Source organism: Desulfopila aestuarii DSM 18488 (genome assembly GCF_900143695.1).
Lineage (GTDB): Bacteria > Desulfobacterota > Desulfobulbia > Desulfobulbales > Desulfocapsaceae > Desulfopila > Desulfopila aestuarii.
This window is the reverse complement of the sequence record NZ_FRFE01000013.1, coordinates 104,666-128,831: the sequence shown is the minus strand read 5'-3', so window position 1 is coordinate 128,831 and position 24,166 is coordinate 104,666. Positions and strand designations below refer to the sequence as shown.

Below are 24,166 nucleotides of genomic sequence, written 5' to 3'. Positions count from 1 at the left end.
GTTTTTTCTCCGGGCCCCTACTCGTTGTCTGCCTTATTAGTTTTCTTCTCTTCCAGTCTGTCGAGTCCGAGCAGACCGCAATGCAGGGCTTCAGCAAGTTCCATCTGGGCGGCCTGCTGGCCCCAGATGATAGTGCGTAATCCCTTGAACCGTTCATTGAAAAAGCTCTTCATGTGGTGAAGTCCGGTTGTGTCCTGATAGTATCCGCGGTCATAGAGGTACGAGGCAATCCTGATGCCGCAAAAAGAGCCCTGACATGGACCTTTTCCAGCTCTGGACCTGAGGGCGATTGCTTCCAGCGTCATTTCGTTTTCGGCGCCGGGGGCGCAGAGGACGATCTGGTCGATGGCCGACTGCGGTACCATTTCGCATTCGCAGAGAATCATATCTTCTGAGTTATTGGCCTCGTACCAGTATTTTGGTGAGGCACCCGGTTCGGTCCATTTGCAGGCCTGGCCACCGGGTAGGGGGGTTGTTGCAGTGGTGCAGGGTTCTGTGTTGCCCAAACGTTTCGCGACCAGATCGGAGGTCTTTTCCGCCATGAGTCGGAAGGTTGTGAGTTTACCGCCGGTGATCGTGCAGAAATTATTGAGATTCTGGTCCTCGTGGTTCATGAGGGCAAAACTGCGGGCGACATTACGGTCGTTCTGGTCATCCCCATGCTGCACCAGTGGCCGGACCCGGGAAAAAGCGCGAATATAGCGAGCGTGAGCAAGGGCCGGGACCATGGCCGTTCCTTCGACAACGTTTTTGTCTACTTCGGCAATGGTAGGGCGCACGTTTTCCAGATCATCGGTTCGAAGTGAAGTGGTGCCGAGGACTGAGACGGTACCGCCTGGCACCAGAATGTCGCCGTCGGCAGGTGGTCGCAATCTGTTGATAACCCGAGTGGTAAGGCGGTCATGGCTGATCAGCAGGGTGCCTTTGGAATAGAGGAGATTGACGTCGTTGCAGCCGGCCAGGCGGGCGATATCCATAGCCCAGGCACCGCCGGCGTTGACATATTGTTTGGCGACGATGCGTAATTCCTTGCCAGTACGGCTATCGCGACAGAATGCTGCAATGATCCGGCCATCACCAATTTCAAAGTCACAAAGTGTGGTGTGCGGGTGATAGGTCGAATCATTGAGTTCGCGGGCATGATTAACGTTTTCAAGAGCGAGGCGAAACGGATCTATGGTCGCATCAGGAACGGCATAAGCCGCAATGATGTCCTTTGAAAGCTGGGGTTCAAGTTCCAGGGCCTCTTTCGGTGTAAGTTCCTGAACCGGAATCCCGGCAGCCTGACAGAGCGCAGGGAAATCCCTGATGAAACCCTCATCATCGCCTTTCACGGCAACAAAGAGGCCGCCGGTATTTTCGATGCACTGGGAAGAGGTGCGTTTCAATATTTCGCCTTCTTCGCGGCATTCTGAGGCAGAATGTGGATCGCTCAGAACATAGCGGGCACCCGAGTGGAGCAGGCCATGATTGCCTCCGGAGGCGCCTGCGCAAAGATCCTGCTTGTCAATGAGGCGACAGTGAACGGAGCGGAGGGCGAGATCGCGCATAATCCCGGTTCCGGTAGCACCTCCACCAATGATCAGCACGTCGGTTTTGACGGTCTCAATGGCGGTGCCTGCCTGGCTGGTGGGTGAGGAGGTCATTTTAAGAATCCTTTCGCTTGGACATTGGCTGAATGTGCAGCTGTCGGAAAGGAGGAGTGCGCTATGGCTTCAACGTACTACCCCTGTCGAGCTTAGCCTTCGTTCAGATGTGTAAATTATTGTATCGCGGTAAAACATCAGCAGCTGGCGCAAATAAAAACGCATGCGCAAAAAAGATGCGTCGACCTGATGACGCATTACAGACCTGACATCTTCTTTATAAATTGCTTTCAAATTATGTTCAAGTGAAAACATTGAACTATACAAACGAAACCTGCATTGGCTTTAATCGAAAACTCGTCTATGGCGGAAACCTCTGATGCCTACAGTGGAGAGGGGTGGTTGATAATGCTTGCCTATGTGTCTGAAATGATAGCGTGTAATGTCCCGTGAAGTGGTTTGGATTGAGCCGTCATCATGGGGCGAACTTTGGGATGGAAGGCTGTTTCCAGGCCGTAGATCTTTTCATGAGAAAGCGAAATCGGAAATGTCCGGGAAGGATTGTGGGCGTGAATCGGTGAGATTGGTGAGGAGGGTGGATGAAGAGGAAACAAAAAAAGTGCCCGCCGGTAATGTAACCGGGGGCACTTTTGAAGATGCTACAATGAACTGCGGTTGGGCTGAGATTAGCCAACCAACGGATCAGTGATGCCGAGCATGTAGATAGCGACCATACCGAGGGCGCCAACTGCAAAGACATAGTAGACGGTCGGAATGATGGTCATTCGCGGGGTCCGGCCTTCCTGGCCGAGGAGGCCTACGGTGGCGGATGCGGCAACAACGTTGTGGATTGCGATCATGTTGCCAGCAGCAGCGCCGATAGCCTGCAGGGCTACGAGGATGGCGCCGGAGATGGAAAGGGCGTTGGCAACCTCAAACTGGAACTGGCTGAGCATCATGTTTGAAACAGTGTTGGAACCAGCAATGAATGCACCGAGGGCACCAACGGTCGGAGCAAATATCGGGTAGATGGAGCCAAAAGACTCTGCAACGAAGCTGGCCATGGCAACAGGCATGGATGCAAGCTCAGCAGTGTTGACGCCAGAGTTGATCAGAATACGAACCATGGGAATGGTGAACATCAGAACAAAGCCTGCGCCTACCAGAGTCTTGCTGGCATCGGCGGCAGCAGAAACGAGCTGGGCCGGTTTCATTTTGTGGAGGAACATGGTGAGCAGGCAGACAAACAGCAGGATGCCGCCCGGCAGATAGAGCCACTGAATGGAGGCGCTGACGCCGGCTTCACCCATAATATCTTTCATGCCGGTGGCAACACCTGTCAGCATGCCTTTGAACTGCGGAGAAACACGGCTTGCAACAAGGATTCCGGCAACAAGCAGGTAAGGAACCCAGGCCATTGCCAGGGAGATCTTTTTCTCATCTGCAGCCGGCGCTTTCGGTACGATGCTGCCGAACCAGACTTTCGGCCACTCTTCCTGAGGAGCGAAATCCCATGATTGCTTCGGGGTGAGGAATCCAGCTTTAGCAGCAGGTACAACGATGGCAAGACCAACAAGAGCACCAACGATGGAAGGGAATTCCGGTCCAAGGAAGATACCGGTAAGAGCATAAGGAACGGTAAAGGCTACACCAGTAAAGAGGGCGAACGGTGCCATGGCAAGGCCTTCACTCCAGCTCTTGTTTTTACCGAAGAACCGGGTCAGCATAAGTACCATCAAGAATGGCATAAGTGTACCGACGATGGCGTGGCCGACAGCAACCTCAGAGGTAATAAGGCGCAAGAAGGTCTCCCAACTGGAACCAACGTTAACCAATCGCTCGCTGATAGCGGTAAAGTCGAGGCCGTTTTTAACACCGATAAGAATTGGGGTGCCGACTGCACCGAAAGAAACCGGAGTGGACTGGATCATCATGCCGATCATGACGGCACCAAGTGCAGGGAAGCCAATGGCAACCAGCAGAGGGGCGGCAATCGCTGCGGGGGTTCCGAAACCGGAAGCGCCTTCGATGAAGCAGCCGAAGAGCCAGGCAATAATAAGAGTCTGTACCCGGCGATCAGGGCTGATATTGGTAAAGCCTGCGCGGATGGTAGTGATGGCGCCGGAGTTCTGAAGGGTGTTAAGGAGCATGATGGCTCCAAAAATAATCCACAGAACTGAAATGGTGATGATTACGCCCTGTACAGTTGAAGCAAGGATACGGTTGATGCTCATTCCCCAGACGGAGAGAGCGATAGCAGCTGCGGTCAGGTAGACAACAGGCATTGCGCGACGGGCAGGCCAGTTAAGGCCGACCAGGAGTACTGCGGCGACGAGTATCGGAGCCGCGGCCAGAAGTGCTAAAAGTGCTGGTGACATACATACCTCATTTTGAGTCAAAAATGGTTTTGAACCGGAAACGAGGCGTTATTACCCTCATCTCCGGTGCAGGTTGTCCGGTGGGTTTCCCTTCCAGTTGCCGTTCGGATTATCGGACCGAGTGCTTCTCTCGTTTTTCTTGACGACACGGTGGGGAGCCTTGGCTGCGGGTGGGCCGACAGGGGCAGGCACGTGTCGAGCTGAGTAAACCGAGTGTGAGCGGTTGTGGCTCGATATGTTGACAAATGGTGGGCAGACGTGCCTGCGAGTTCTACTTACTCGGTTACACCTGTTCACCGCAGCTGGCCGCCTCTGGCATGACGGTTTGCTGCAAGAACGAGATTATGCAATATTTGCCAAATCGGTATACCTGGTTTCCAGATTTGAACAGCAAAAAAAACTCTGAACTGGAAATCTGGTTATCTGGTCTGACAATAACCCAATTGTGGGCAAGGTGTCATGCATATTCAACGTTGAGACCAAAATATTCGATACCGCGCGCCCTTGTCAAGACTTTTTAAATTGATACATCTCTCTATTAATAAGGGTTGGCGCCAGTTTTCGTTTCTTGCACTCTGATATATGTTTGGAATTGTAGCTATTGGCTAACAGAGGTGGGACAAAAGTACCAATATGAAAAAATAGGCCACATAGTGGTTGGGATATACCTGTTTGGTCTTTTGGTTGACATGGGAGAAACGTCGTTTCTAAAGTGCTCTAGCTAGCTGATAGAATGATGGAAATGGAAGAAATGTTTATAGCGATGTTCAGCGTCAGCAGAACATCTTATGAAGGGAGTAGATGCTGCACGTATGAAGGCTACTTCCACGGTACGCGAAATACCGCAAAGAAAACAGTAGGATAACGTGAATTGGTTGTATCGAAAGACGTCCGTGTTGCTGATGAAGCAGCAGCTGCGCCAGCCCCGATGGGAATGGAGCTTTTGGGGCCCGTAGTTTACTCCATGAATCGCAGGAGTGAACTCCTCAATTCTCTGTGACATTCATGAAAGTTAGGTATGGTAAAGAGGGACCACTTTTCTGCAGACGTTTCCTTTTAGAAACCATAGTTTATCAAAAAATATATCCAGAGAGTGAAGATCTGAAAACCTGTCCTGATCATCAATTTTTCAGTGGCCCCTCCATGTGGGTGTTGTCGGGACAGGTCAACTGGGCAATCTGTTGGGTAGTGTTTTGTAAAAGGTCGCTGAGTTGTAATGAAATGTCGCGTGCTACCCCATGCACCTGAGATGCATGATTTCTGGTACTGGCCGCGGCGTCTTTGAATTCACGCGTCGCGTTTGAAACGGTAGTGGTATTCAATGACGTCTGGCTGGCGAGACTTGTGATGGTCGTCGTGACGTGCTGCTGATGAGCAACTGAGTTGGTAATACTCTTGCTGAGCTGGCTAAGATCCTGCATACGCGTATCTATACTGTCAAGGTGGGCGAATAAAACAGCGCTCGACTTTTCAATAGCCTTGATCTTAGACATAATATCGATGGTGGCCTGGTCGGTCTTTTGGGAAAGTAATTTCACTTCGCTGGCTACCACACCAAAACCTTTGCCTGCAGAGCCGGCCCTGGCCGCTTCAATTGTGGCGTTTAAGGCGAGGAGTCTGGTCTGGTCGGTGATATCGCCAACCGCATCGATAATAGTGTGAATCGCCTGGATGGACTCGCCAAGACCATGGATATATGTTCTTGAGTGTCTATTGCTCTCTGCGATGTGGGAGACGATACTGTTCTGGTTCTCAATTTCACATTGGATATCCTGAAATGCCTGCTGCAGGTTGGTGGTTGAGTCGACCACCGTTGTGGTGTGCAGTGCCGTTTCGGCGGCCCGACTGGTAACACTTTCCGACTGCTCCTCCGTTGTGCTTGCAAGTTCCTGCAGGGTCTCTGCTGTACTGACCAGTGTCTTGGCCTTTGCGTCGAGGGTATGGACCATGGCGGTGATGTTATCGAACATCTCTTCAAAAATGACCTTTTCTCGAGCCTTACGCTCATTTTCCCGCTGGATTTCAAGTAATGCTTCACGGAAGTTACTGATGGCCCCAGCCAGTATGCCAATCTGGTCTCTACGATGTAGATAGGGAACCATCGGGGCGTGACCCGTTCGAATTTCTTCGATAGTCAAGGCAAGGTTTCGGAGCGGTTTTTCAACAATTCGACGAACCAGGATAAAGAGAACAATCATGTTGGCAATAACGGCGACTGCGCCCATGCCGTTGGTAAAGGTGCGCTGCTGGCTACGAATAGCTTGCAGGGCTTGCTCCTTGTTCCTGATCTCCTCGACATGGGAAAGGATTTCGTTTCTTGTCACTTCCGCTTTTAGGCTCGAATCGGCTATTTTGGCGCTGAGCTCCAAAACTCTTTTTTTCAGCGCGTCACTACTGTTCAACTCGATGGTTATCGATTCAATCAGATCGAGGAGGCGGGCTGCGTCTTCGGTCGGGTTGCTGCTTGCTAGAGTAAGCCGTTCGACCGTATCGCTGAAATTGCCACCGTTATCTGCTATTCCGCAGGAAACTGTGAGATCGTCTTTGGTGGCCTGGACGACATATCTGTTCTGGGCAAGGTCACGCCGCTCTTTACGAGAGTAAACGTTTGAATAGGCTTCCCGGCCTTTAAGAAGTTGCCTGCCTGAGATGGAGAAGTTTTCCCCAATTGCTGCAAGAATCTGGGTGTGAGGATCGATATGAAAAAAATCAGGTAAATGAAGAAATTCGTCCTGCAGGGCAACAATGGCACCCCGAAGGTTTGAGCTGAGTTTTTCTTGGATTCCCAGCAATTCATCGACATTATTCTCGACGGTTTTGCTTGACTGGATGTTCACATAAAGTAATGCGCCGATGAATAGATTAGAAGCAAGGGCGACAACTATCAGAATCTTGAAGCCAACGGTAAGGAAGCCTGGCCGAGCGGAAGAATTGTCTGGCATTGCAGAATTGAACCACAGGAAAATGTGAATAAATACAGCCTGTGCAAAGCCAGCTCAACGTTAAAGCCTCCGTTGTGGTATCAGGAGGGGTCGTATGAAATAATGGCCTACGGCTGATGAAAAAGACATCAGCACATTAGAGGTATTCTATTAGGAAGAGATGAAATTCGTGTTAAAGATCGGCAAGGAAAAGAGGAAAGGTATTGGAAATTTGGAGGCTCCGGCAAATGCGGCTGGAGCCTCCAAAGAGGATTATCAGCGGGTAAGGGTCCGTTTGACAGCGGCCTGCCAGCCCTTGTATTTGCGGATCCGGACATCCTCGTCAAGGCAAGGTGCAAAACGGCATTCCCGTTTCCAGTTTTCGGCAAACTCTTCCGGTGCCGGAAAAATTCCCTCGTAAAGGCCAGCGAGATAGGCAGCGCCTACGGCAGTGGTTTCCAGGACCTGTGGCCGGTCAACCGGGGCGTTGAGGATGTCGGCGAGGAACTGCATGGTCCAGTTGGAAGCCACCATGCCGCCGTCAACACGGAGGGTGGTGTCGCCCATGCCGGCCCAGTCTCCGCGCATGGCTTCAAGCAGGTCTTTGGTCTGGTAGCAGACCGATTCGAGTGCGGCGCGGGATAATTCTGCAGGGCCAGTGGCCCGGGTGATGCCGAAGATGGCTCCACGGGCATCCGGATCCCAGTGGGGTGCGCCCAAGCCGGTGAAAGCCGGAACCAGATAGACATCCTGGTTGATATCCGCTTTGCGCGCCAGCTTGCCGATGACGTGGGCGGCCTCGATCATGCCCATGGCGTCTCGCATCCACTGGACCGCTGCACCAGCGACAAAGATGGATCCTTCAAGTGCGTAGGTGGTCTTGCCGTTTAAGCGATAACCAATGGTGGTGAGCAGTCGGTTGTTGGAGGTGACTGCATCTTTCCCAGTATTCAAGACGATAAAGCAGCCGGTGCCGTAGGTCGATTTGATCATACCGGGTTTGAAACAGGCCTGGCCGACGAGAGCCGCCTGCTGGTCACCGGCGATACCTCGAATGGGGATCGCTGCACCAAGAAGATCTGGATTGCTGGTGCCGAAATCAGCTGAAGAGTCTTTTACTTCCGGAAGGAGGGAGGCTGGTACTTTCAACAGCTCAAGCAGTTCCTTGTCCCAGCAGTTTTCATGGATATTAAAAAGCATGGTGCGGGAGGCGTTGGTGGCGTCGGTAGCATGCACCTTGCCTCCGGTAAGGCGCCAGAGCAGGAAGGTGTCTACGGTACCGAAAGCGAGTTTGCCCGCTTCCGCCTTTTCCCGTGCCCCTTCAACATTGTCGAGCATCCAGGTGATTTTGGTCCCGGAAAAATAGGCGTCAAGCAGCAGGCCGGTTTTGGCTTTAATCGTCGGATTATGTCCTGCTGCATCCAGTTTATTGCAGAACTCGGCCGTCCGTCGATCCTGCCAGACGATGGCTTTGTGAATGGGCTCACCGGTCTCTCGATCCCAGATCAGGGTTGTCTCACGCTGGTTGGTGATACCGATGGCAGCGATCTGGTCGGCGGTGAGCCCGGCTTTTTCGAGTGCGAGCCGACAGGTGGCAAGTGTCGTGCTCCAGATTTCTTCCGGGTCGTGCTCGACCCAACCGGATTGTGGAAAATACTGGGTAAATTCCTGTTGGGCTGAGGCAACGATGTCAAAGTCATTGTTGAAGATGATGGCTCTGCTGGAGGTTGTGCCCTGATCAATTGCCAGAATGAATGCTGCCATGGTTGTTCTCCTTCTGCAAGGCTGTGCCTGGCCCCAATAGTGGAAGTGAGGCGGCCGGCACGCTGAAACATGAGTTGGTTACGAACGATACATGATCAGTACGTAAGGAAAAAATACGTTGATCAAAATACGTGATGTGTTGTTGACGCTTACCTTTTATTTACCCGGAAAAGCAGCAGGAAATCTCAACATACAAGTGGAACACCCGGTTTGAGGTTTTCTGCTGCGTTTTCGGCAAAATAAAGATACAAAAAAGCAGGCTGGAGGAAATGCCCTCCAGCCTGCAGGAAAAAACGAATCCCGCCTGGAGGCTGGCACGGGATTCTATGGTACAGTCAGCTTACTTCTTTGCGGCTTCCCAGCTCTTGACCAGCTCGTCGTAATCGACGGTCATACCTTTCGGCTTCTCGTTGGCCACTTTGGCTTTCGGGGAACCCGGCAGGTTCAGCCAGTAAGACGGATCCTGCGGCTTGTTGAGTTTCGGGCCGCATTCGCCCTGGACACCGGATTTCTCAAGACGCTCCATAACCTTATCCTGCTGCTCGGCCAGTGAATCCAAAGCCTGCTGCGGGGTCTTGTCGCCGGTAACTGCATCGGCTACGTTCTGCCACCAGAGCTGAGCAAGTTTCGGATAGTCAGGTACGTTGGTGCCGGTCGGGGTCCACTGGACACGGGCCGGGCTGCGGTAGAATTCCACCAGACCACCAAGTTTCGGGGCGCGCTCGGTGAAGGACTCGTGCTGGATGTCGCTTTCGCGGATCGGGGTCAAACCAACATGGGTCTTCTTGAGGCTGACGGTCTTGGAGATGACGAACTGGGCATAGAGCCAGGCGGCCTTACGACGATCTTCCGGGGTAGATTTCATCAGAGTCCAGGAACCGGCATCCTGATAGCCAAGTTTCATACCTTCTTCCCAGTACGGACCATGTGGGGAAGGAGCCATACGCCATTTCGGGTTGTCATTCTCGTCAACAACCGGGGTGCCGGGTTTGGCCATATCTGCGGTGAACGCGGTGTACCAGAAGATCTGCTGAGCGATTGCACCCTGGGCAGGAACCGGGCCTGCTTCAGAGAAGGTCATGCCGGCTGCTTCGGGCGGTGCATATTTCTTCAGCCAATCAACATATTTGGTAAGGGCGTAAACAGCAGCAGGGCCGTTGGTGGCACCACCGCGGGAAACAGAAGAACCGACTGGATTACAGCCTTCTACACGAATACCCCATTCATCAACCGGCAGACCGTTCGGGATGCCCTTGTCGCCGGCACCAGCCATGGAGAACCATGCATCGGTGAAACGCCAGCCAAGAGAAGGATCTTTCTTGCCGTAATCCATATGGCCGTATACGCGTACACCGTCGATCTCTTTTACTTTCTCTGAGAAGAACTCGGCGATATCCTCATAGGCGGACCAGTTGACAGGTACGCCAAGGTCGTAGCCGTAAATCTCTTTGAATTTCGCCTGTAGGTCAGGACGTTTGAACCAGTCGTAACGGAACCAGTAGAGGTTCGCGAACTGCTGATCCGGAATCTGGTAAAGTTTGCCATCCGGGCCAGTGGTAAAGGTCTTGCCGATAAAGTCATCGACATCGAGCATCGGGTTGGTAACGTCCTTGCCTTCGCCGGTCATGTAGTCGGTCAGAGGAACAACCTGCTGATAGCGGAAGTGGGTACCGATAAGGTCGGAATCGTTGATGAAGGCATCATAGATGTTTTTGCCGGACTGCATCTGGGTCTGCAGTTTCTCGATAACGTCACCCTCGCCGATAAGGTCGTGGGTCAACTTGATACCGGTAATCTCAGAAAACGCCTTGGCGAGAGTCTTTGATTCGTACTCATGGGTGGTGATTGTTTCAGAAACGACATTGATTTCCATGCCTTTGAACGGTTCGGCGGCTTTCACGAACCATTCCATCTCCTTGAGCTGATCATCTTTGGAGAGTGTTGACGGTTGGAACTCAGAATCCACCCACGTTTTGGCCTCGTCCATACCGGCGTAGGCGGAACCTGCCATGATCGTTACTACTGCTGCTGCTGTTGCCAGTTTTTTGATCATTTTTTTCTCCTCTAGTGTTTTGCGATTAAACCGCCACAGCTTTTGCGACGGCGGTACAACAACCTCACTACGACCTACACAAAACTAAACACACAGATTGCAAACAGAATCGCGATCGCAAACGCCCACCAGACACTGGCGGAAGTGAGCGCGATCCAGAAAATATGAATGTAGGCAGATCCCAACAGGGACATGAACAGCCTGTCCCCGCGTGTGGTCTCAAAGCCGAGCACACTGTTTCTCGGGTTGCCTCCCGGAACTTTTATCTCCCACACGGTAAGTGTGATGAGAAAACATAAAATGGTAAGGAAAAAGTATGCCGTGGGTTTGGTCCATGCCATCCAGCTGAAGTCCATGCGAGCCTCCTTCTTAAACACGTCCAAGGGCAAATCCCTTGGCAATATGATTTCGTACGAACCAGATGACCAGAGCTCCGGGAACGATAGTCAGCATGCCTGCAGCTGCAAGTACGCCCCAGTCAAGGCCGGAGGCGGAAACCGTTCTGGTCATGATGGCTGAAATGGGCTTTGCGTTGACCGAGGTCAGGGTCCGGGCCAGGAGCAGCTCAACCCAAGAAAACATGAAACAGAAGAAGGCGGTAACGCCGATTCCGGATGCAATATTGGGAATAAAGATTTTGACGAAAAATTTGGGGAATGAATAGCCGTCGATAAAGGCCGTCTCATCAATTTCCTTTGGTATGCCGGACATGAAGCCTTCAAGAATCCAGACCGCCAGCGGCAGGTTGAACAGACAATGCGCCAGTGCCACGGCCAGGTGCGTATCGAACAGGCCGACCGACGAGTAGAGCTGGAAAAACGGCAGGGCAAAAACCGCTGGCGGTGCCATTCTGTTGGAGAGCAGCCAGAAAAAGAGGTGCTTGTCGCCTAAGAAACTATAGCGAGAAAAGGCATAGGCGGCAGGTAAGGCACAGGATACAGAGATGACCACGTTGATGGAAACGTAGATCATTGAGTTGATGTACCCGGAATACCATGATGGATCGTTGAAGATGACCCGGTAATTGTCAAGTGTCAGGTCCTGGGGCCAGAGACTGAAAACAGACAGAATCTCGGTGTTGTTCTTCAGGCTCATGTTCAACAGCCAGTAAATGGGCAGGAGCAGAAAAATGATATATAAGGTTGGGACAATCCATTTCGTTTTCATATCAGTGTCCTCCTTTGGACTCTTCTCCGACGTTGCTCATAACGGTGTAGAATACCCAGGAGAGCAAGAGGATAACGAGGAAATAGATAAGAGACATCGCCGCGGCCGGGCCGAGATCGAACTGGCCAATAGCCATCTTCACCAGATCGATGGAGAGGAAGGTGGTCGAATTGCCGGGGCCGCCGCCGGTGATGACAAATGGCTCGGTATATATCATGAACGAATCCATGAATCGGAGCAGGACGGCGATTAAGAGAACCCGCTGCATTTTCGGCAGCTGGATGTAACGGAAAACAGCCAAGCGGGTGGCGCCATCGATCTTTGCAGCCTGGTAATAGGCATCGGGAATGGAACAGAGACCGGCATAGCAGAGCAGTACCACCAGGCTGGTCCAGTGCCAGACATCCATGACGATAACGGTGAGCCACGCAGCCAGAGGATCCTGGACATAGTTGTAATTTATACCCATTTGAGCCAGGGTGTGACCCAGCAGTCCGATGTCAACCCGGCCAAAAATCTGCCAGATAGTGCCGACAACGTTCCAGGGGATGAGTAGCGGCAGGGCCATGGTCACGAGGCAGACGGGAACTCCCCAGCCTTTTTTGGGCATGGCGAGGGCAATGCAGATGCCTAAAGGAATCTCGATAGCGAGAATGATTCCGGAAAAGAGCAGCTGACGTAAGAACGCGTCATGAAAACGGGGAGAATGAATGATTTCCTCAAACCAGCCAAGGCCGTACCAGGAAAACACGTTGTTGCCGAATGTGTCCTGGACCGAGTAGTTGACGACGGTCATAAGTGGAATGACGGCACTGAAGGCCACGATGAGAAATACAGGCAGGACCATAAACCATGCCTTCTGATTTACCTGTTTCTGGATCACAGTGTTCCTCCTGTTACGCGATTTTCATCGACGTAGATGTTCACATGATCGCTGCTCATGACAAGCGATCCCATATCGCCGGTCATGGCGGCTACTTCCGGCATGATGACGTTGAAAATGGCATCATCCAGCGCCACCTTGACGATTTTGTGTCGACCGATATCGTCAACCTTGACGATCCGTACCGGCAACCCTTCCTCACCCGGAGGGTTGAGGGAAAGATGCTCGGGCCGGACACCCAGTTTGACGTTTTTCGAAGTCGGGCTGGCATAGCTGGTTCCAAGATCGATCGACTGCCCCTTGACCAGGGCTGTCCTGCCTTGCAGCTCGCAGGGAACGATGTTCATGCCCGGAGAGCCAATGAAGTAGCCGACAAAGGTGTGTGCCGGTTTTTCAAAGAGCTCTTCAGGGGTTCCTACCTGAACGATCTTGCCTTCATACATTACCACAACCTCGTCGGCAAAGGTCAGCGCCTCGGTCTGGTCATGGGTGACATAGATCATGGTGAAGCCGAATTTCTTATGCAGATGTTTGAGCTGCGAGCGCAGCTCCCATTTCATCTGCGGGTCGATGACGGTGAGCGGTTCGTCAAACAGGATGGCGTTGACACTCTGGCGAATGAGGCCGCGGCCAAGGGAGATCTTCTGTTTTAAATCGGCGGTGAGATGCTGGGCCTTGGTGTGCAGACTATTCTCAAGCCCGAGCATCTGGGCCAGGGCGATGACGCGCGGTTCGATCTCTTTTTTGGATCGTCCACGGTTTTTGAGAGGAAATGCCAGGTTCTCAAACACCGTCATCGTGTCGTAGATTACAGGAAACTGGAAGATCTGAGCAATATTGCGCTGCTCAGTTGAGAGTCTGGTGACATCCTGGTCGTTAAAGAGGATCTGCCCTCGGGTGGGTATCAACAATCCTGAGATGATGTTCAACAGGGTAGTCTTACCGCAGCCGGAAGGGCCCAGCAATGCATAAGCGCCGCCATCGCGCCAGGTGAGATCCAGCCTTTTTAAGGCGAAGTCATCAGGATTTTCCGATTCTCCTGTGTACGAGTGGGCAATTTCCTTTAAGGTGATATTGGCCATGATATTCTCCTTTTATGCCTCGGAAACAGACGCTGGGGTGACCACGAGGTTATGATTTTTGTCAAAGACATAAAATGTGGAGGGATCGAGAAAGACCTCGATGGTGGCGTCGATATCGATGTTATGAATGCCATGGGCGAGAACAACCCAGCGTAGCCCGGCAACATCAACGTGAATATAACTTTCGGAACCGGTTATCTCTGTAACCGCCACCTTGGCCTTCACGCTGATATCTGAATCAGCCTTTCGGATAATGGAGAGATTGTTGGGCTGGAAGGCGATGGTGTAGTCAGCATCCGGCAGTTCCGGTAGTTTGCCAACCAGCGGTACCTCTACATGGCTTTTGAAGAGCATGGTATTGTTCAGCTTGGTTACCGGAAGAACATTCAGCGGGGGATCGGAGAAAATCTGGGCTGTGATCAGATTTTGTGGCCTGCGGAAAACCTTAATGGTTTCGCCGAACTGGGTCACCGTGCCTTCATGGAGCGGTGCGGTGTTGCCGCCTAAAAGCAGTGCTTCCGAAGGTTCGGTGGTGGCATAGACGAAGATGGAGCCGGTGGCGGCGAATATTCTCGGGAACTCCTCGCGCAACTCCTCACGCAGTTTGTAGTCGAGGTTGGCAAGCGGCTCATCGAGCAGGACCAGCCCCGCACCTTTTACCAGGGCCCGGGCAAGCGCCGTACGCTGCTGCTGGCCACCGGAGAGCTCCTGTGGGCTGCGTTTCAGCATCGGTCCGAGTTTTAACAGGTCTGCCATTTCCTGCACTTTCTTCGCGATAACGTCCTTAGGAGTTTTGGCAATCCGTAGCGGGGAGGCGATATTTTCGTAAACAGTCAGATTCGGATAGTTAATGAACTGCTGATAGACCATTGCCACGTTTCGTTTCTGCACAGGAACGCCGGTAACATCTTCACCGTTAACCAGGACCCGACCGGAGGTCGGTTGGTCAAGTCCGGCCATCAGCCGCATCAGGGAAGTTTTTCCTGACAGCGTCGGTCCGAGAAGAATGTTAAGCGTTCCAGCTTCCAGGGTCAGGTTGACGTCACGGATGTGAAAGTCTTTACCAACCTTTTTGCAGACATTTTCTAGCTGAAGCTGCATCGTTTCGCCCTTTTAGTTGTAAGAAGGATTTACTGGTGCTGTTGTTCCATCCAGGCTTGCAGAACATCCGCTTCCTGGCTGCTGAGCACAAGGCCCAGATTGGTCCGGCGCCAGAGCACATCTGCTGCTGTCTGTGCCCATTCGTGCCGGATGAGATACTTGACCTCAAATTCGTAAAGATCGCCGCCAAAGCAGACACCCATATCTTCTGTCTTGGCAAGCGGCCTGGTCATAACCAAAGCCTTGGTGCCATAGGTCCGCACCAGGCGGGTAGCGTGTGTTTTTGAGAGAATGGGGCAGCCATTCATAAGTCGCTGAACTTCTCCAGCAAACTTGTCGGGTGCAAAATCACCGCCGGGCATGGAGGCGTCAGCTGTCCAGGGATGGCCCATTCCAGGTAGATATGGAGACAACTTTTCAAGTACCGATTCCGCCAGCTTTCGGTAGGTGGTGATCTTGCCACCGTAGATGGAAATGAGTGGCGCGGTTTCGTTTGACGATTCCAGTTTTAACACATAGTCGCGGGTTGCGGCCTTGGCGTCACTTTTTCCGTCATCAAACAGCGGCCGAATACCGGAGTAACTGCTCACCACGCTTTCAGGGGTAACGGGAGATGTGAAGTATTCACTGGCCGCCTGGCAAAGGTAATTAATCTCATCGTCAGTAATGGCTACAGCGGATGGATCTCCATGGAAATCGACATCGGTTGTGCCGATGAGGGTGAAGTCCTGTTCATAGGGGATCGCGAAGATGATTCGTCCGTCCGCATTCTGGAAGATATAGGCACGTGAATGGTTGAAAATCTTCTTCACGATAATATGGCTGCCCTTCACCATGCGGATATGTTCCTTGGAGGCTTTGTGCTCCAGGGTGGCAATGGTCGTATCCATCCAGGGGCCGCTGGCATTGACTAACGCTTTCGCCTGGATGGTTCGTTTCTCCCCGGTGCGGCCGTCGGCAAGGGTTATGGTCCAGAGGTTGTTTTCCCGGATGGCGCCAAGGCAGGTTGTGCGGGTATGAATCACCGCGCCGTGGTCGACGGCGTCCATGGCATTTAACACCACGAGCCGGCTGTCAATGACCCAGCAGTCGGAATATTCAAATCCTTTGCTGAAGTCGCCTTTAAGTGGAGTACCAGCTTCGTCGGTGGTGAGGTCGACAGTGGTGGTGCCGGGCAGGAGTTTTCTGCCGCCCAGGTTGTCATAGAGAAAGAGTCCGAGCCTGATGAGCCAGGCTGGACGAAGACCTTTATGATGGGGAAGGATAAAGCGAAGCGGCCAAATGATGTGCGGGGCGGCCCTGAGGAGTACTTCACGTTCGGTCAGCGCTTCCCGGACAAGGCGGAATTCATAATATTCGAGATATCTCAGTCCGCCATGGATGAGTTTGGTGGAAGATGAGGACGTTCCACTGGCCAGGTCGTTTTGCTCACAGAGAAATACTGACAACCCCCTGCCGGCCGCGTCTCGCGCAATACCACAGCCATTAATGCCTCCACCTATTATAGCGACATCGTAAACAGGGGTGTTCATGGTTGTAGCCTCCGCTCAAAGAGTTACTGCTTTATTAGAAAACTGGTTTCATCTTAAGCAATATGTGGTTTCGAATCAAACCTGAATCAACAATTAATCGAAAATAAATATCTATTCAAGTGAAAATATTGATCAGTTTTACAAAAAGTTCCTTGTGGGTGCGTACCTAACAAAAAAGGCCAAAATATAATGATATCTTTATGTCTCTTATTGTTACAGAAACTCGGTTTACGAGTTTGGCAGGGGCTTTAATTTCTGGCGATCACGATTTTGACGCCATTTTCTTTGCAGATGGCTTTCAGCTTCTGAGGAAACTCGCCATCGGTGACAACCGTGTCGATCTGGGAGATGTGGCCGATACGAACAGGGGCGTTACGTTCGAGTTTCATCAAGTCCGCCACCAGAATGACCTGGCGAGCGTTTTCGATAATCGCCTGGGCCACTCGAACCTCCCTGTAGTCGTAGTCGAGGAGTGAGCCATCCTCATCGATGGCAGAAACCCCGATAACGGCATAATCGACCTTGAACTGGTTGATAAAGTCCACCGCCGCTACACCAATGATGCCGCCGTCCGAGCGGCGAACCAGGCCGCCGGCGATGATCAGCTCAATGCCCATGAAATTTTTCATGATATGGACAGCGTTGACGTTGTTGGTGATTACCAGGAGACCGTGGTGATCCTTGAGGGCGTGGGCCACCTGTTCGGTGGTTGTGCCGATGTTGATCAGCATGGAGCTATTGTCGGGAATGAGTTGGGCGGCGCGGATGCCAATTACCTTCTTGCTGTCTGGGGCCAGCAGGCGACGCGCTTCGTAGCTGACGTTCTCGATGCCGGAACCGACAATCGCTCCACCATGAATACGTTGGAGCAGCTGCCTTTCGCAGAGGTCGTTCAAGTCTTTCCGGATGGTCTGGGGAGATACTTCAAATGACCGGGAAAGATCCTCGACGTCGACTCGGCCCTGCTCGCGGGCGATGGCCAGAATCTGATTTTGCCTTGGGGAGAGATAATCCATAGATGGTTCCTGTATGAGAAGGAGTTGGCAACACTGCAACTTCATGTATTATTCTGTAACCCCCTGCCAATGTCAATTGCAATTTCAAATGAAACTCTAAAAGTGCAAAAACGAACATATAGAAGATGGGGAACGAAAGGGTTGCTTTCGACTGTGTCTGCTTTCCCGTGCAGGTATCTTGTCAAATCAGATTAAATAGGTATACTGCCAGGCGCCTTCCTGTCAGCGAAATCACGTTTTTCACATATTGTTTTAACACTGGATATTAGTATGAGCCGATTACGGGCCAATCTCATTCTTATGCTCGCCGCCATGATCTGGGGCAGTGCTTTTGTGGCCCAGCAGGTGGGGACCGGCACCCTCGGGACCATCAGCTTTACCGGGGCCCGTTTTCTGTTGGGGGGACTGGTGGTGTTGCCGTTCGCCTCCATGCAGTTTCGCCGGGTTCATGCAAACGAACATCGCTTCGTCCCAAACGACTGGTATCTGATGATCCTGATCGGGCTGACCCTTGGCACAGCAGCAATGCTGCAGCAGCACGGAATTTTGCGAACCACCGTAACCAATGCCGGCTTTCTTACCGCCCTTTACGTGCCCATGGTTCCCTTGATCGGCCTGGTGCTCCTCAGACGTCGGGTGCACTGGGTGGTTTGGCCGGCTTCTGTTGGCTGTTTCATAGGTACCTATATAATGAGTGGTGCTGCAGATGTTGAGTTGCGGATTGGTGATTTCTGGGTCATCGGTAGCACCCTGTTCTGGGCTGCCCATGTGCTGATGGTCGGGCATGCTGCCTCCCGCACCCGTGCGCCTCTCGTTGTCGCAACCACGCAGTTTCTGGTATGCGGAGTTTTTGGGCTGACGCTTGGGGCTATTGTGGAGTATCCACAGCTTCACGACTTTACCAGCGCACTTTTCGGCATCGGTTATGTCGGGGTCTTTTCCGTCGGCATGGCCTTTACCCTGCAGGTGGTTGGGCAGCGCTATACCCAGGCGGCCGATGCGGCCATTATCCTCAGTTCGGAAACGGTTTTTGCCGCCTGTGCCGGCTATCTTTTTCTTGGTGAGCGTCTCAGTCTTTTCCAGATGTCGGGCGCAGTGCTGATTCTCGTCGGGATTATGGCGGTCGAGCTGGTGCCGCTTACAGGAATCGGTCGTCCGCGCCCGCTCCAATAAACAAAAAACCGGGTGGAACCGGCCCGTGAAAAACCTTGCTTTTTCCCGCGTTTTTTTTTATCAGATGAACCATCTGTGGCGCACGAATGCTATCCTGACAAATCGAGCAGGTGCTGAGTTTTGCATGATATTCTGATGTTATCCTGCCGACATGCGTCCCCGTGGTGCTGTTGTCTGTTCGAGCGGGCAGTGCCTCATTTTGTTCACCCACCAACGCCTACACAAGGAGAACACCATGGCTGTTCATGTTGCCGATCATCCACTGATTAAGCACAAGCTGGGTCTCATGCGTCAGCATGATATTTCCACCAAAGACTTCCGCGATCTTTCATCAGAAGTTGCCAGATTGTTGACCTACGAAGCGACCAAAGGAATGGAGACCCAGACCAAAACTATCCAAGGCTGGGCCGGTCCTGTGGTGGTCGAAGAGATCAAGGGGAAAAAAATTACCATTGTACCAATTCTTCGGGCCGGACTTGGGATGATGAATGGCGTCATTGACATGATTCCGTCAGCCAAGGTGAGCGTTGTCGGTTACTACCGTAATGAGGAAACCCTTATGCCGGTGGAATATTATGTGAAGACGGCGTTGAACATTGAAGAGCGCACAGCGCTTATCCTTGATCCGATGCTGGCCACAGGCGGCACCCTTATGGCCACCATTGAAACCTTAAAGAAAGCTGGCTGCAAGACCATCAAGGGACTGTTCCTTGTGGCGGCGCCTGAAGGCATTGCCAAGATCACCGCAGCACACCCGGATGTTGATATCTATGTTGCCTCAATAGATGAAAAACTCAACGAGGTAGGATATATATTACCAGGGCTAGGGGACGCCGGAGATAAGATCTTCGGCACCAAGTAGCCGATACAAGTCATTACAGTCTCTGTAATGACTTTTTTTTTGTCATGAGTGTTCCTGTCGAACCCGGTTAGGGGCGACATTTTACCCCGGCTCGATGCTGTCTGAAAAACAGTGCGATACGCCGGTTTTTTACCAATAGAATTACCGCTATTATGCAATTGGAGGAATGTGTTATGTCAGACAAAAAGCTTGCCACTGATTACTGCTTCCGGCTCAGTGACAGCCTGCTGGGAGCACAGATGCTCTTTGTGGCTTTCGGTGCCTTGGTACTGGTTCCGATCCTGACGGGGCTTGACCCGAACGTCGCGCTCTTTACCGCCGGTCTCGGAACCCTTGTTTTCCAAGTGATTACCAAAGGACAGGTACCGGTCTTCCTGGCGTCCTCTTTTGCCTTTATCGCCCCGATTATTTACGGTGTCCAGACTTGGGGCATTCCTGCAACCATGTGTGGACTTGCCGCCGCCGGCCTCCTGTATGTGATAATCAGTTTTCTCATTCGAGTTTTCGGCTCGGAAGTGCTGCAGAAGATTCTGCCGCCCATTGTTACCGGGCCGGTGATCATGGTTATCGGCCTGGTCTTGGCACCGGTGGCCGTCCATATGGCCATGGGTCGTACCGGAGACGGCTCTGCCTGGCTGGTGCCGGAAAAAACCGCCATGATCATTGCTGGTGTCTCGCTGGTCACCACTGCGATGGTCTCACTGCTGGGGCGTGGCTGGTTGAAGCTTATCCCGATTCTCTGCGGCATCATCGCCGGTTATGCCACCTCATTGGTGTTGGATATGACCGGGTTCACCGCTTCGGTGCAGACCGCTTTCGCAAATGGTGACCTCCAGGGGCTGCAGAACTGGACTGCTCCCGCACTTATCTCCATGAAACCGGTGGCGGAAAAAGCCTGGCTGGCGATGCCCGCTTTCGTTATGCCCGAATGGCGTTGGGAAGCGGTGCTCTTTATCGTGCCTGTGGCCATTGCCCCGGCGATCGAGCATGTGGGCGATATTCTGGCTGTGAGTTCCATTACTGGCAAGGATTATGTGAAAAATCCTGGTATCCATAAAACCATGTTGGGAGACGGAATTGCAACTTCCATTGCCTCCATGCTCGGTGGTCCGCCGAACACCACCTATTCAGAGGTAAGTGGTGCGGTGGCACTGACCAAGGCTTTTAACCCGGCCATCATGACCTGGGCGGCGCTGTGTGCCATTATGCTCTCTTTTGTCGGTAAGATCGGGGCGTTGCTGGCCACCATTCCGACGCCGGTTATGGGGGGCATTATGATCCTGCTTTTTGGTATGATCACCGTTGTCGGTATCAATACCCTGGTAAGGGCCGGAAAGGATCTCACTACACCACGCAATCTCATCATTGTGGCCGTCATCCTGGTTTGTGGTATCGGCGGCATGAAATTTACTGCTGGTGCCTTTGCAATAGAAAAGATAGGCCTTGCAGGCATTCTGGGCTTGCTTTTAAACCTCATACTGCCTAAAGAAAGAGGGTAGCATCTTTTATAACCCGTCGGCATGCCGGTAAATCATTTGGCAGGTCGACGGGCTGTTGTGCCTTGATACACAGTGGTGTAGAGTGTCGCGAGGTGATAGTCATCTATCACCGATAAAAAGCTGTCTAATGTGCTTGACCTTAACGTCAAATAGGGTATAGCTCTAGGCAGAAGAAATCTGATTGTTGCGACAGTAATTCCTGGAAAACTGCTGAGGCAGTGCTCTCCGTGTCTTCTCAACGTTGCGAATTGAGAGTGGGCGGCGAGAGAATTTCCGGGAGAAGAGAATTGAAGAGCTGTTTTTTTTCGATCAACCAGGCCCTGAGGGACCTGGCGAAAGCTGAATACGCTTTCAGAAAAAGTACGACCTGTTGCCAGACCGAAGTCGGTTTTCGCACTTTTTTTGCGTGACCGGCAACCATCGGAAAAACATGAAAAGAGGAGAGACACAACATGAAGAAGACCCAACTGTTTGCAGCGTTCTGCGGTGCATCATTATTAACCATGGCGGCACTTGGCGCCCAGGCCAAAACCCTGGTTTACTGCTCTGAAGGCAGTCCCGAAGGGTTCAACCCGGCCTTTTACACCGCCGGCACCACCTTTGACGCTACGTCCCGTCAGATCTTCAACAAACTGGTGGAGTTTGAGCGTGGCGAAACCAAGATCGTTCCCGGTCTGGCTGAGACCTGGGATATTTCCGAAGATGGTAAAGTATACACCTTCAATCTTCGAAAAGGCGTCAAGTTTCATACCACCAAAGGGTTCACCCCCAGCCGTGATTTCAATGCGGATGACGTCGTGTTCTCCTTTATGCGTCAGCTCGACAAAGAACATCCGTTCCATAAGGTTTCCGGCGGCACTTATGAATATTTTGACGGTATGGGCATGCCCGATCTGATCGAGAAAATCGAAAAGGTCGATGATTATACCGTGAAGTTTGTCCTGAAAAAACCGGAAGCGCCGATGCTGGCAAACCTCGCTATGGACTTTGCTTCCATTTTCTCGGCTGAATATGCAGACAAATTGATGGCTGCAGGTACGCCGGAAGTGATTGATCAGGAGCCTGTCGGCACCGGTCCTTTCCAACTCGTCGCCTATCAGAAGGACGCGGTTATTCGCTATAAAGCCAACCCGGAATACTGGGCTGGTAAAGCACCTATCGATGATCTGGTTTTCGCCATTACTCCTGATGCTTCCGTTCGTTACCAGAAGTTGAAGGCTGGCGAGTGTCATGTCATGCCGTATCCGAACCCGGCTGATCTTGAGGCAATGAGCAAGGATCCGGATGTCAACCTGATGCAGAAAGAGGGACTGAACGTAGGGTATCTGGCGTATAACACCATGACCCCGCCGTTTGACAAGCCTGCCGTACGTAAAGCGCTGAATATGGCGATTAACAAACAGGCGATTCTCGACGCCGTTTTCCAGGGCGCTGGTAAAGTTGCAAAGAACCCGATTCCGCCGACCATCTGGTCCTATAACGATGCGGTCCAGGATGATCCCTATGATCCAGTCGCAGCCAAGAAGATGCTGGAAGAAGCCGGGGTCAAGGATCTGACTACCAAAGTCTGGGCAATGCCGGTACAGCGTCCGTATAATCCCAATGCTCGCCGGATGGCCGAGATTATTCAGGCCGACTGGGCTAAAGTCGGTGTCAATGCCGAGATCGTTTCCTACGAGTGGGGCGAGTACCTCAAGCGTTCAAAAGAGAAGGATCGTGATGGTGCGGTACTGCTGGGCTGGACCGGTGACAATGGTGATCCAGACAACTTCCTGGCCGTACTCCTTGGTTGTGATGCCGTTGGTGGTGCAAACCGCTCTCAATGGTGCTACCAGCCGTTTGAGGACCTGATCCAGAAAGCTAAGATCGTTGCCGATCCGGCTGAGCGGACCAAGCTGTATGAACAGGCCCAGGTTGTTTTTAAAGAGCAGGCCCCATGGGCAACCATCGCTCACTCAGTTGTTTATGAACCGCTCCGCAAAGAGGTCGTCAATTACAAGATCGATCCTTTCGGTGGCCATATCTTCTATGGCGTTGACCTGAAGTAGTGTTCTCCCTGCGGGCCGGATTGCCATAAAGGTTTCCGGCCCTCATCTGTGTTTAATAATGAAGTCACTTAGACGTAATTCCACATGATTACATTTCTGTTACGAAAACTGGGCGTGCTCATCCCCACTTTTTTCGGGGTAACCTTGGTAGCCTTTATCTTCATCCGGCTGCTGCCGGGTGATCCTGTCCTCCTGATGGCGGGTGAACGCGGTATGAGTGAGGAACGCCACACCGCGTTGATGAAGGAGTATGGCTTTGACCGCCCGGTCTGGGAGCAGTACCTCTCCTATATCGGTGATCTTGCTCAGGGGGATCTCGGTAAGTCAATTATCACCAAGAAACCGGTTACAAAAGAGTTTTTCACGCTTTTTCCCGCCACCATCGAGCTGTCGCTCTGTGCCATTATAATTGCCGTGTTTATCGGCTTGCCGGCCGGGATGATTGCCGCCACAAGACGGGGGTCGGTTTTTGATCATACAGTAATGGCGGGGGCGCTCACCGGTTACTCCATGCCGATTTTCTGGTGGGGCTTGCTGCTTATTATTTTCTTTTCCGGTATCCTCGGATGGACGCCTGTTTCAGGTCGCATTTCGCTCCTGTATTATTTTGAGCCTGTTACTGGTTTCATGCTGATAGACAGCCTCATGTCAGGGCAGGAAGGTGCGTTTTCTTCAGCGCTTTCGCACCTGATATTGCCTGCCATTGTGCTTGGCACCATACCGCTCGCGGTGATCGCCCGGCAAACCCGTTCGGCTATGCTCGAAGTGCTGGGTGAAGATTATGTTCGCACCGCCAAAGCGAAAGGATTAGGGCCGGGTCGTGTTATCGGATTGCACGCGCTTCGTAACGCGATGATTCCGGTTATAACCGTTATAGGTCTCCAGGTGGGCGTACTCTTTGCCGGTGCCATTCTCACAGAAACGATCTTCTCCTGGCCGGGAATCGGCAAATGGATGGTCGATTCGATTTCCCGGCGTGATTATCCCTCGGTGCAGGGCGGACTGCTGCTCATTGCTGCGGTAGTCATGATGGTCAATCTCGTTGTTGATCTGCTTTACGGACTTATCAATCCCCAAATTCGACACACAGAGTAATTTATT

General features: G+C 52.2%; 17 protein-coding genes. 5 read left to right on the top strand and 12 right to left on the bottom strand.

Annotation, left to right across the window (positions count from 1 at the left end; all coding sequences use genetic code 11):
- Positions 1 to 17: 17 nt before the first annotated feature.
- The 12 genes from glpA to BUF15_RS13885 form a co-directional block, all read right to left on the bottom strand.
- Positions 18 to 1,646 carry an anaerobic glycerol-3-phosphate dehydrogenase subunit A gene (gene glpA / locus BUF15_RS13940; protein ID WP_073614148.1) on the bottom strand — a complete coding sequence of 543 codons (1,629 nt, stop codon included), beginning with the start codon at positions 1,644 to 1,646 and terminating at the stop codon, positions 18 to 20.
- A 626-nt stretch (positions 1,647 to 2,272) separates the two neighbouring features.
- Positions 2,273 to 3,964, bottom strand: a complete 1,692-nt coding sequence (locus tag BUF15_RS13935; protein WP_073614147.1) for an L-lactate permease — start codon at positions 3,962 to 3,964, stop codon at positions 2,273 to 2,275.
- Positions 3,965 to 5,085: 1,121 nt separating this feature from the next.
- The gene (locus tag BUF15_RS13930; protein ID WP_073614146.1) at positions 5,086 to 6,906 is read right to left on the bottom strand and encodes a methyl-accepting chemotaxis protein; all 1,821 of its coding nucleotides are present in this window, start codon (positions 6,904 to 6,906) and stop codon (positions 5,086 to 5,088) included.
- A gap of 255 nt (positions 6,907 to 7,161) precedes the next feature.
- A complete protein-coding gene (gene glpK / locus BUF15_RS13925) occupies positions 7,162 to 8,649 on the bottom strand; it encodes a glycerol kinase GlpK (protein ID WP_073614145.1) in 1,488 nt (495 codons plus the stop codon).
- A gap of 340 nt (positions 8,650 to 8,989) precedes the next feature.
- On the bottom strand, positions 8,990 to 10,660 hold the full coding sequence (locus tag BUF15_RS13920) for an ABC transporter substrate-binding protein (protein ID WP_407642617.1): 1,671 nt from the start codon (positions 10,658 to 10,660) through the stop codon (positions 8,990 to 8,992).
- Positions 10,661 to 10,776: 116 nt separating this feature from the next.
- Positions 10,777 to 11,058, bottom strand: coding sequence for a DUF2160 domain-containing protein (locus tag BUF15_RS13915; protein ID WP_073614143.1), 282 nt, complete (start codon positions 11,056 to 11,058; stop codon positions 10,777 to 10,779).
- Between the two features lie 13 nt (positions 11,059 to 11,071).
- Entirely contained in the window at positions 11,072 to 11,869 is a 798-nt protein-coding gene (locus BUF15_RS13910) for a carbohydrate ABC transporter permease (RefSeq protein WP_073614142.1), read from the bottom strand.
- Position 11,870: 1 nt separating this feature from the next.
- A complete protein-coding gene (locus BUF15_RS13905) occupies positions 11,871 to 12,749 on the bottom strand; it encodes a carbohydrate ABC transporter permease (RefSeq protein ID WP_073614188.1) in 879 nt (292 codons plus the stop codon).
- On the bottom strand, positions 12,749 to 13,834 hold the full coding sequence (locus BUF15_RS13900; protein WP_073614140.1) for an ABC transporter ATP-binding protein: 1,086 nt from the start codon (positions 13,832 to 13,834) through the stop codon (positions 12,749 to 12,751). Before BUF15_RS13900 ends, BUF15_RS13905 begins: the two co-directional genes overlap by 1 nt.
- A gap of 12 nt (positions 13,835 to 13,846) precedes the next feature.
- Positions 13,847 to 14,935, bottom strand: coding sequence for an ABC transporter ATP-binding protein (locus tag BUF15_RS13895; protein ID WP_073614137.1), 1,089 nt, complete (start codon positions 14,933 to 14,935; stop codon positions 13,847 to 13,849).
- A gap of 29 nt (positions 14,936 to 14,964) precedes the next feature.
- Complete coding sequence (gene glpD, locus BUF15_RS13890) at positions 14,965 to 16,467, bottom strand: glycerol-3-phosphate dehydrogenase (protein WP_073614136.1); 1,503 nt, start codon at positions 16,465 to 16,467, stop codon at positions 14,965 to 14,967.
- Positions 16,468 to 16,715: 248 nt separating this feature from the next.
- Positions 16,716 to 17,483, bottom strand: a complete 768-nt coding sequence (locus tag BUF15_RS13885; protein ID WP_073614134.1) for a DeoR/GlpR family DNA-binding transcription regulator — start codon at positions 17,481 to 17,483, stop codon at positions 16,716 to 16,718.
- Positions 17,484 to 17,753: 270 nt separating this feature from the next.
- On the opposite strand from BUF15_RS13885, the gene BUF15_RS13880 reads away from it, so the two are divergent.
- The 5 genes from BUF15_RS13880 (at position 17,754) to BUF15_RS13855 (ending at position 24,160) form a co-directional block, all read left to right on the top strand.
- On the top strand, positions 17,754 to 18,656 hold the full coding sequence (locus BUF15_RS13880) for a DMT family transporter (protein WP_073614132.1): 903 nt from the start codon (positions 17,754 to 17,756) through the stop codon (positions 18,654 to 18,656).
- 235 nt (positions 18,657 to 18,891) lie between these two features.
- Positions 18,892 to 19,518, top strand: coding sequence for a uracil phosphoribosyltransferase (upp, locus tag BUF15_RS13875; RefSeq protein ID WP_073614130.1), 627 nt, complete (start codon positions 18,892 to 18,894; stop codon positions 19,516 to 19,518).
- A 173-nt stretch (positions 19,519 to 19,691) separates the two neighbouring features.
- Complete coding sequence (locus tag BUF15_RS13870; RefSeq protein ID WP_073614128.1) at positions 19,692 to 21,017, top strand: uracil-xanthine permease family protein; 1,326 nt, start codon at positions 19,692 to 19,694, stop codon at positions 21,015 to 21,017.
- 452 nt (positions 21,018 to 21,469) lie between these two features.
- Positions 21,470 to 23,065, top strand: coding sequence for an ABC transporter substrate-binding protein (locus BUF15_RS13860; RefSeq protein WP_073614124.1), 1,596 nt, complete (start codon positions 21,470 to 21,472; stop codon positions 23,063 to 23,065).
- Between the two features lie 84 nt (positions 23,066 to 23,149).
- Complete coding sequence (locus tag BUF15_RS13855) at positions 23,150 to 24,160, top strand: ABC transporter permease subunit (protein WP_073614122.1); 1,011 nt, start codon at positions 23,150 to 23,152, stop codon at positions 24,158 to 24,160.
- Positions 24,161 to 24,166 lie beyond the last annotated feature (6 nt).

Excerpts from the sequence above, each read along its gene's own strand:
- BUF15_RS13910 (WP_073614142.1), bottom strand. The coding sequence starts at position 11,869 with ATGAAAACGAAATGGATTGTCCCAACCTTATATATCATTTTTCTGCTC.
- upp (WP_073614130.1), top strand. The coding sequence starts at position 18,892 with ATGGCTGTTCATGTTGCCGATCATCCACTGATTAAGCACAAGCTGGGT.
- glpK (WP_073614145.1), bottom strand. The coding sequence starts at position 8,649 with ATGGCAGCATTCATTCTGGCAATTGATCAGGGCACAACCTCCAGCAGA.
- BUF15_RS13900 (WP_073614140.1), bottom strand. The coding sequence starts at position 13,834 with ATGGCCAATATCACCTTAAAGGAAATTGCCCACTCGTACACAGGAGAA.
- BUF15_RS13880 (WP_073614132.1), top strand. The coding sequence starts at position 17,754 with ATGAGCCGATTACGGGCCAATCTCATTCTTATGCTCGCCGCCATGATC.
- glpD (WP_073614136.1), bottom strand. The coding sequence starts at position 16,467 with ATGAACACCCCTGTTTACGATGTCGCTATAATAGGTGGAGGCATTAAT.
- BUF15_RS13915 (WP_073614143.1), bottom strand. The coding sequence starts at position 11,058 with ATGGACTTCAGCTGGATGGCATGGACCAAACCCACGGCATACTTTTTC.
- BUF15_RS13870 (WP_073614128.1), top strand. The coding sequence starts at position 19,692 with ATGTCAGACAAAAAGCTTGCCACTGATTACTGCTTCCGGCTCAGTGAC.
- BUF15_RS13895 (WP_073614137.1), bottom strand. The coding sequence starts at position 14,935 with ATGCAGCTTCAGCTAGAAAATGTCTGCAAAAAGGTTGGTAAAGACTTT.
- BUF15_RS13885 (WP_073614134.1), bottom strand. The coding sequence starts at position 17,483 with ATGGATTATCTCTCCCCAAGGCAAAATCAGATTCTGGCCATCGCCCGC.
- BUF15_RS13860 (WP_073614124.1), top strand. The coding sequence starts at position 21,470 with ATGAAGAAGACCCAACTGTTTGCAGCGTTCTGCGGTGCATCATTATTA.
- BUF15_RS13930 (WP_073614146.1), bottom strand. The coding sequence starts at position 6,906 with ATGCCAGACAATTCTTCCGCTCGGCCAGGCTTCCTTACCGTTGGCTTC.
- glpA (WP_073614148.1), bottom strand. The coding sequence starts at position 1,646 with ATGACCTCCTCACCCACCAGCCAGGCAGGCACCGCCATTGAGACCGTC.
- BUF15_RS13920 (WP_407642617.1), bottom strand. The coding sequence starts at position 10,660 with ATGGCAGGTTCCGCCTACGCCGGTATGGACGAGGCCAAAACGTGGGTG.
- BUF15_RS13855 (WP_073614122.1), top strand. The coding sequence starts at position 23,150 with ATGATTACATTTCTGTTACGAAAACTGGGCGTGCTCATCCCCACTTTT.
- BUF15_RS13935 (WP_073614147.1), bottom strand. The coding sequence starts at position 3,964 with ATGTCACCAGCACTTTTAGCACTTCTGGCCGCGGCTCCGATACTCGTC.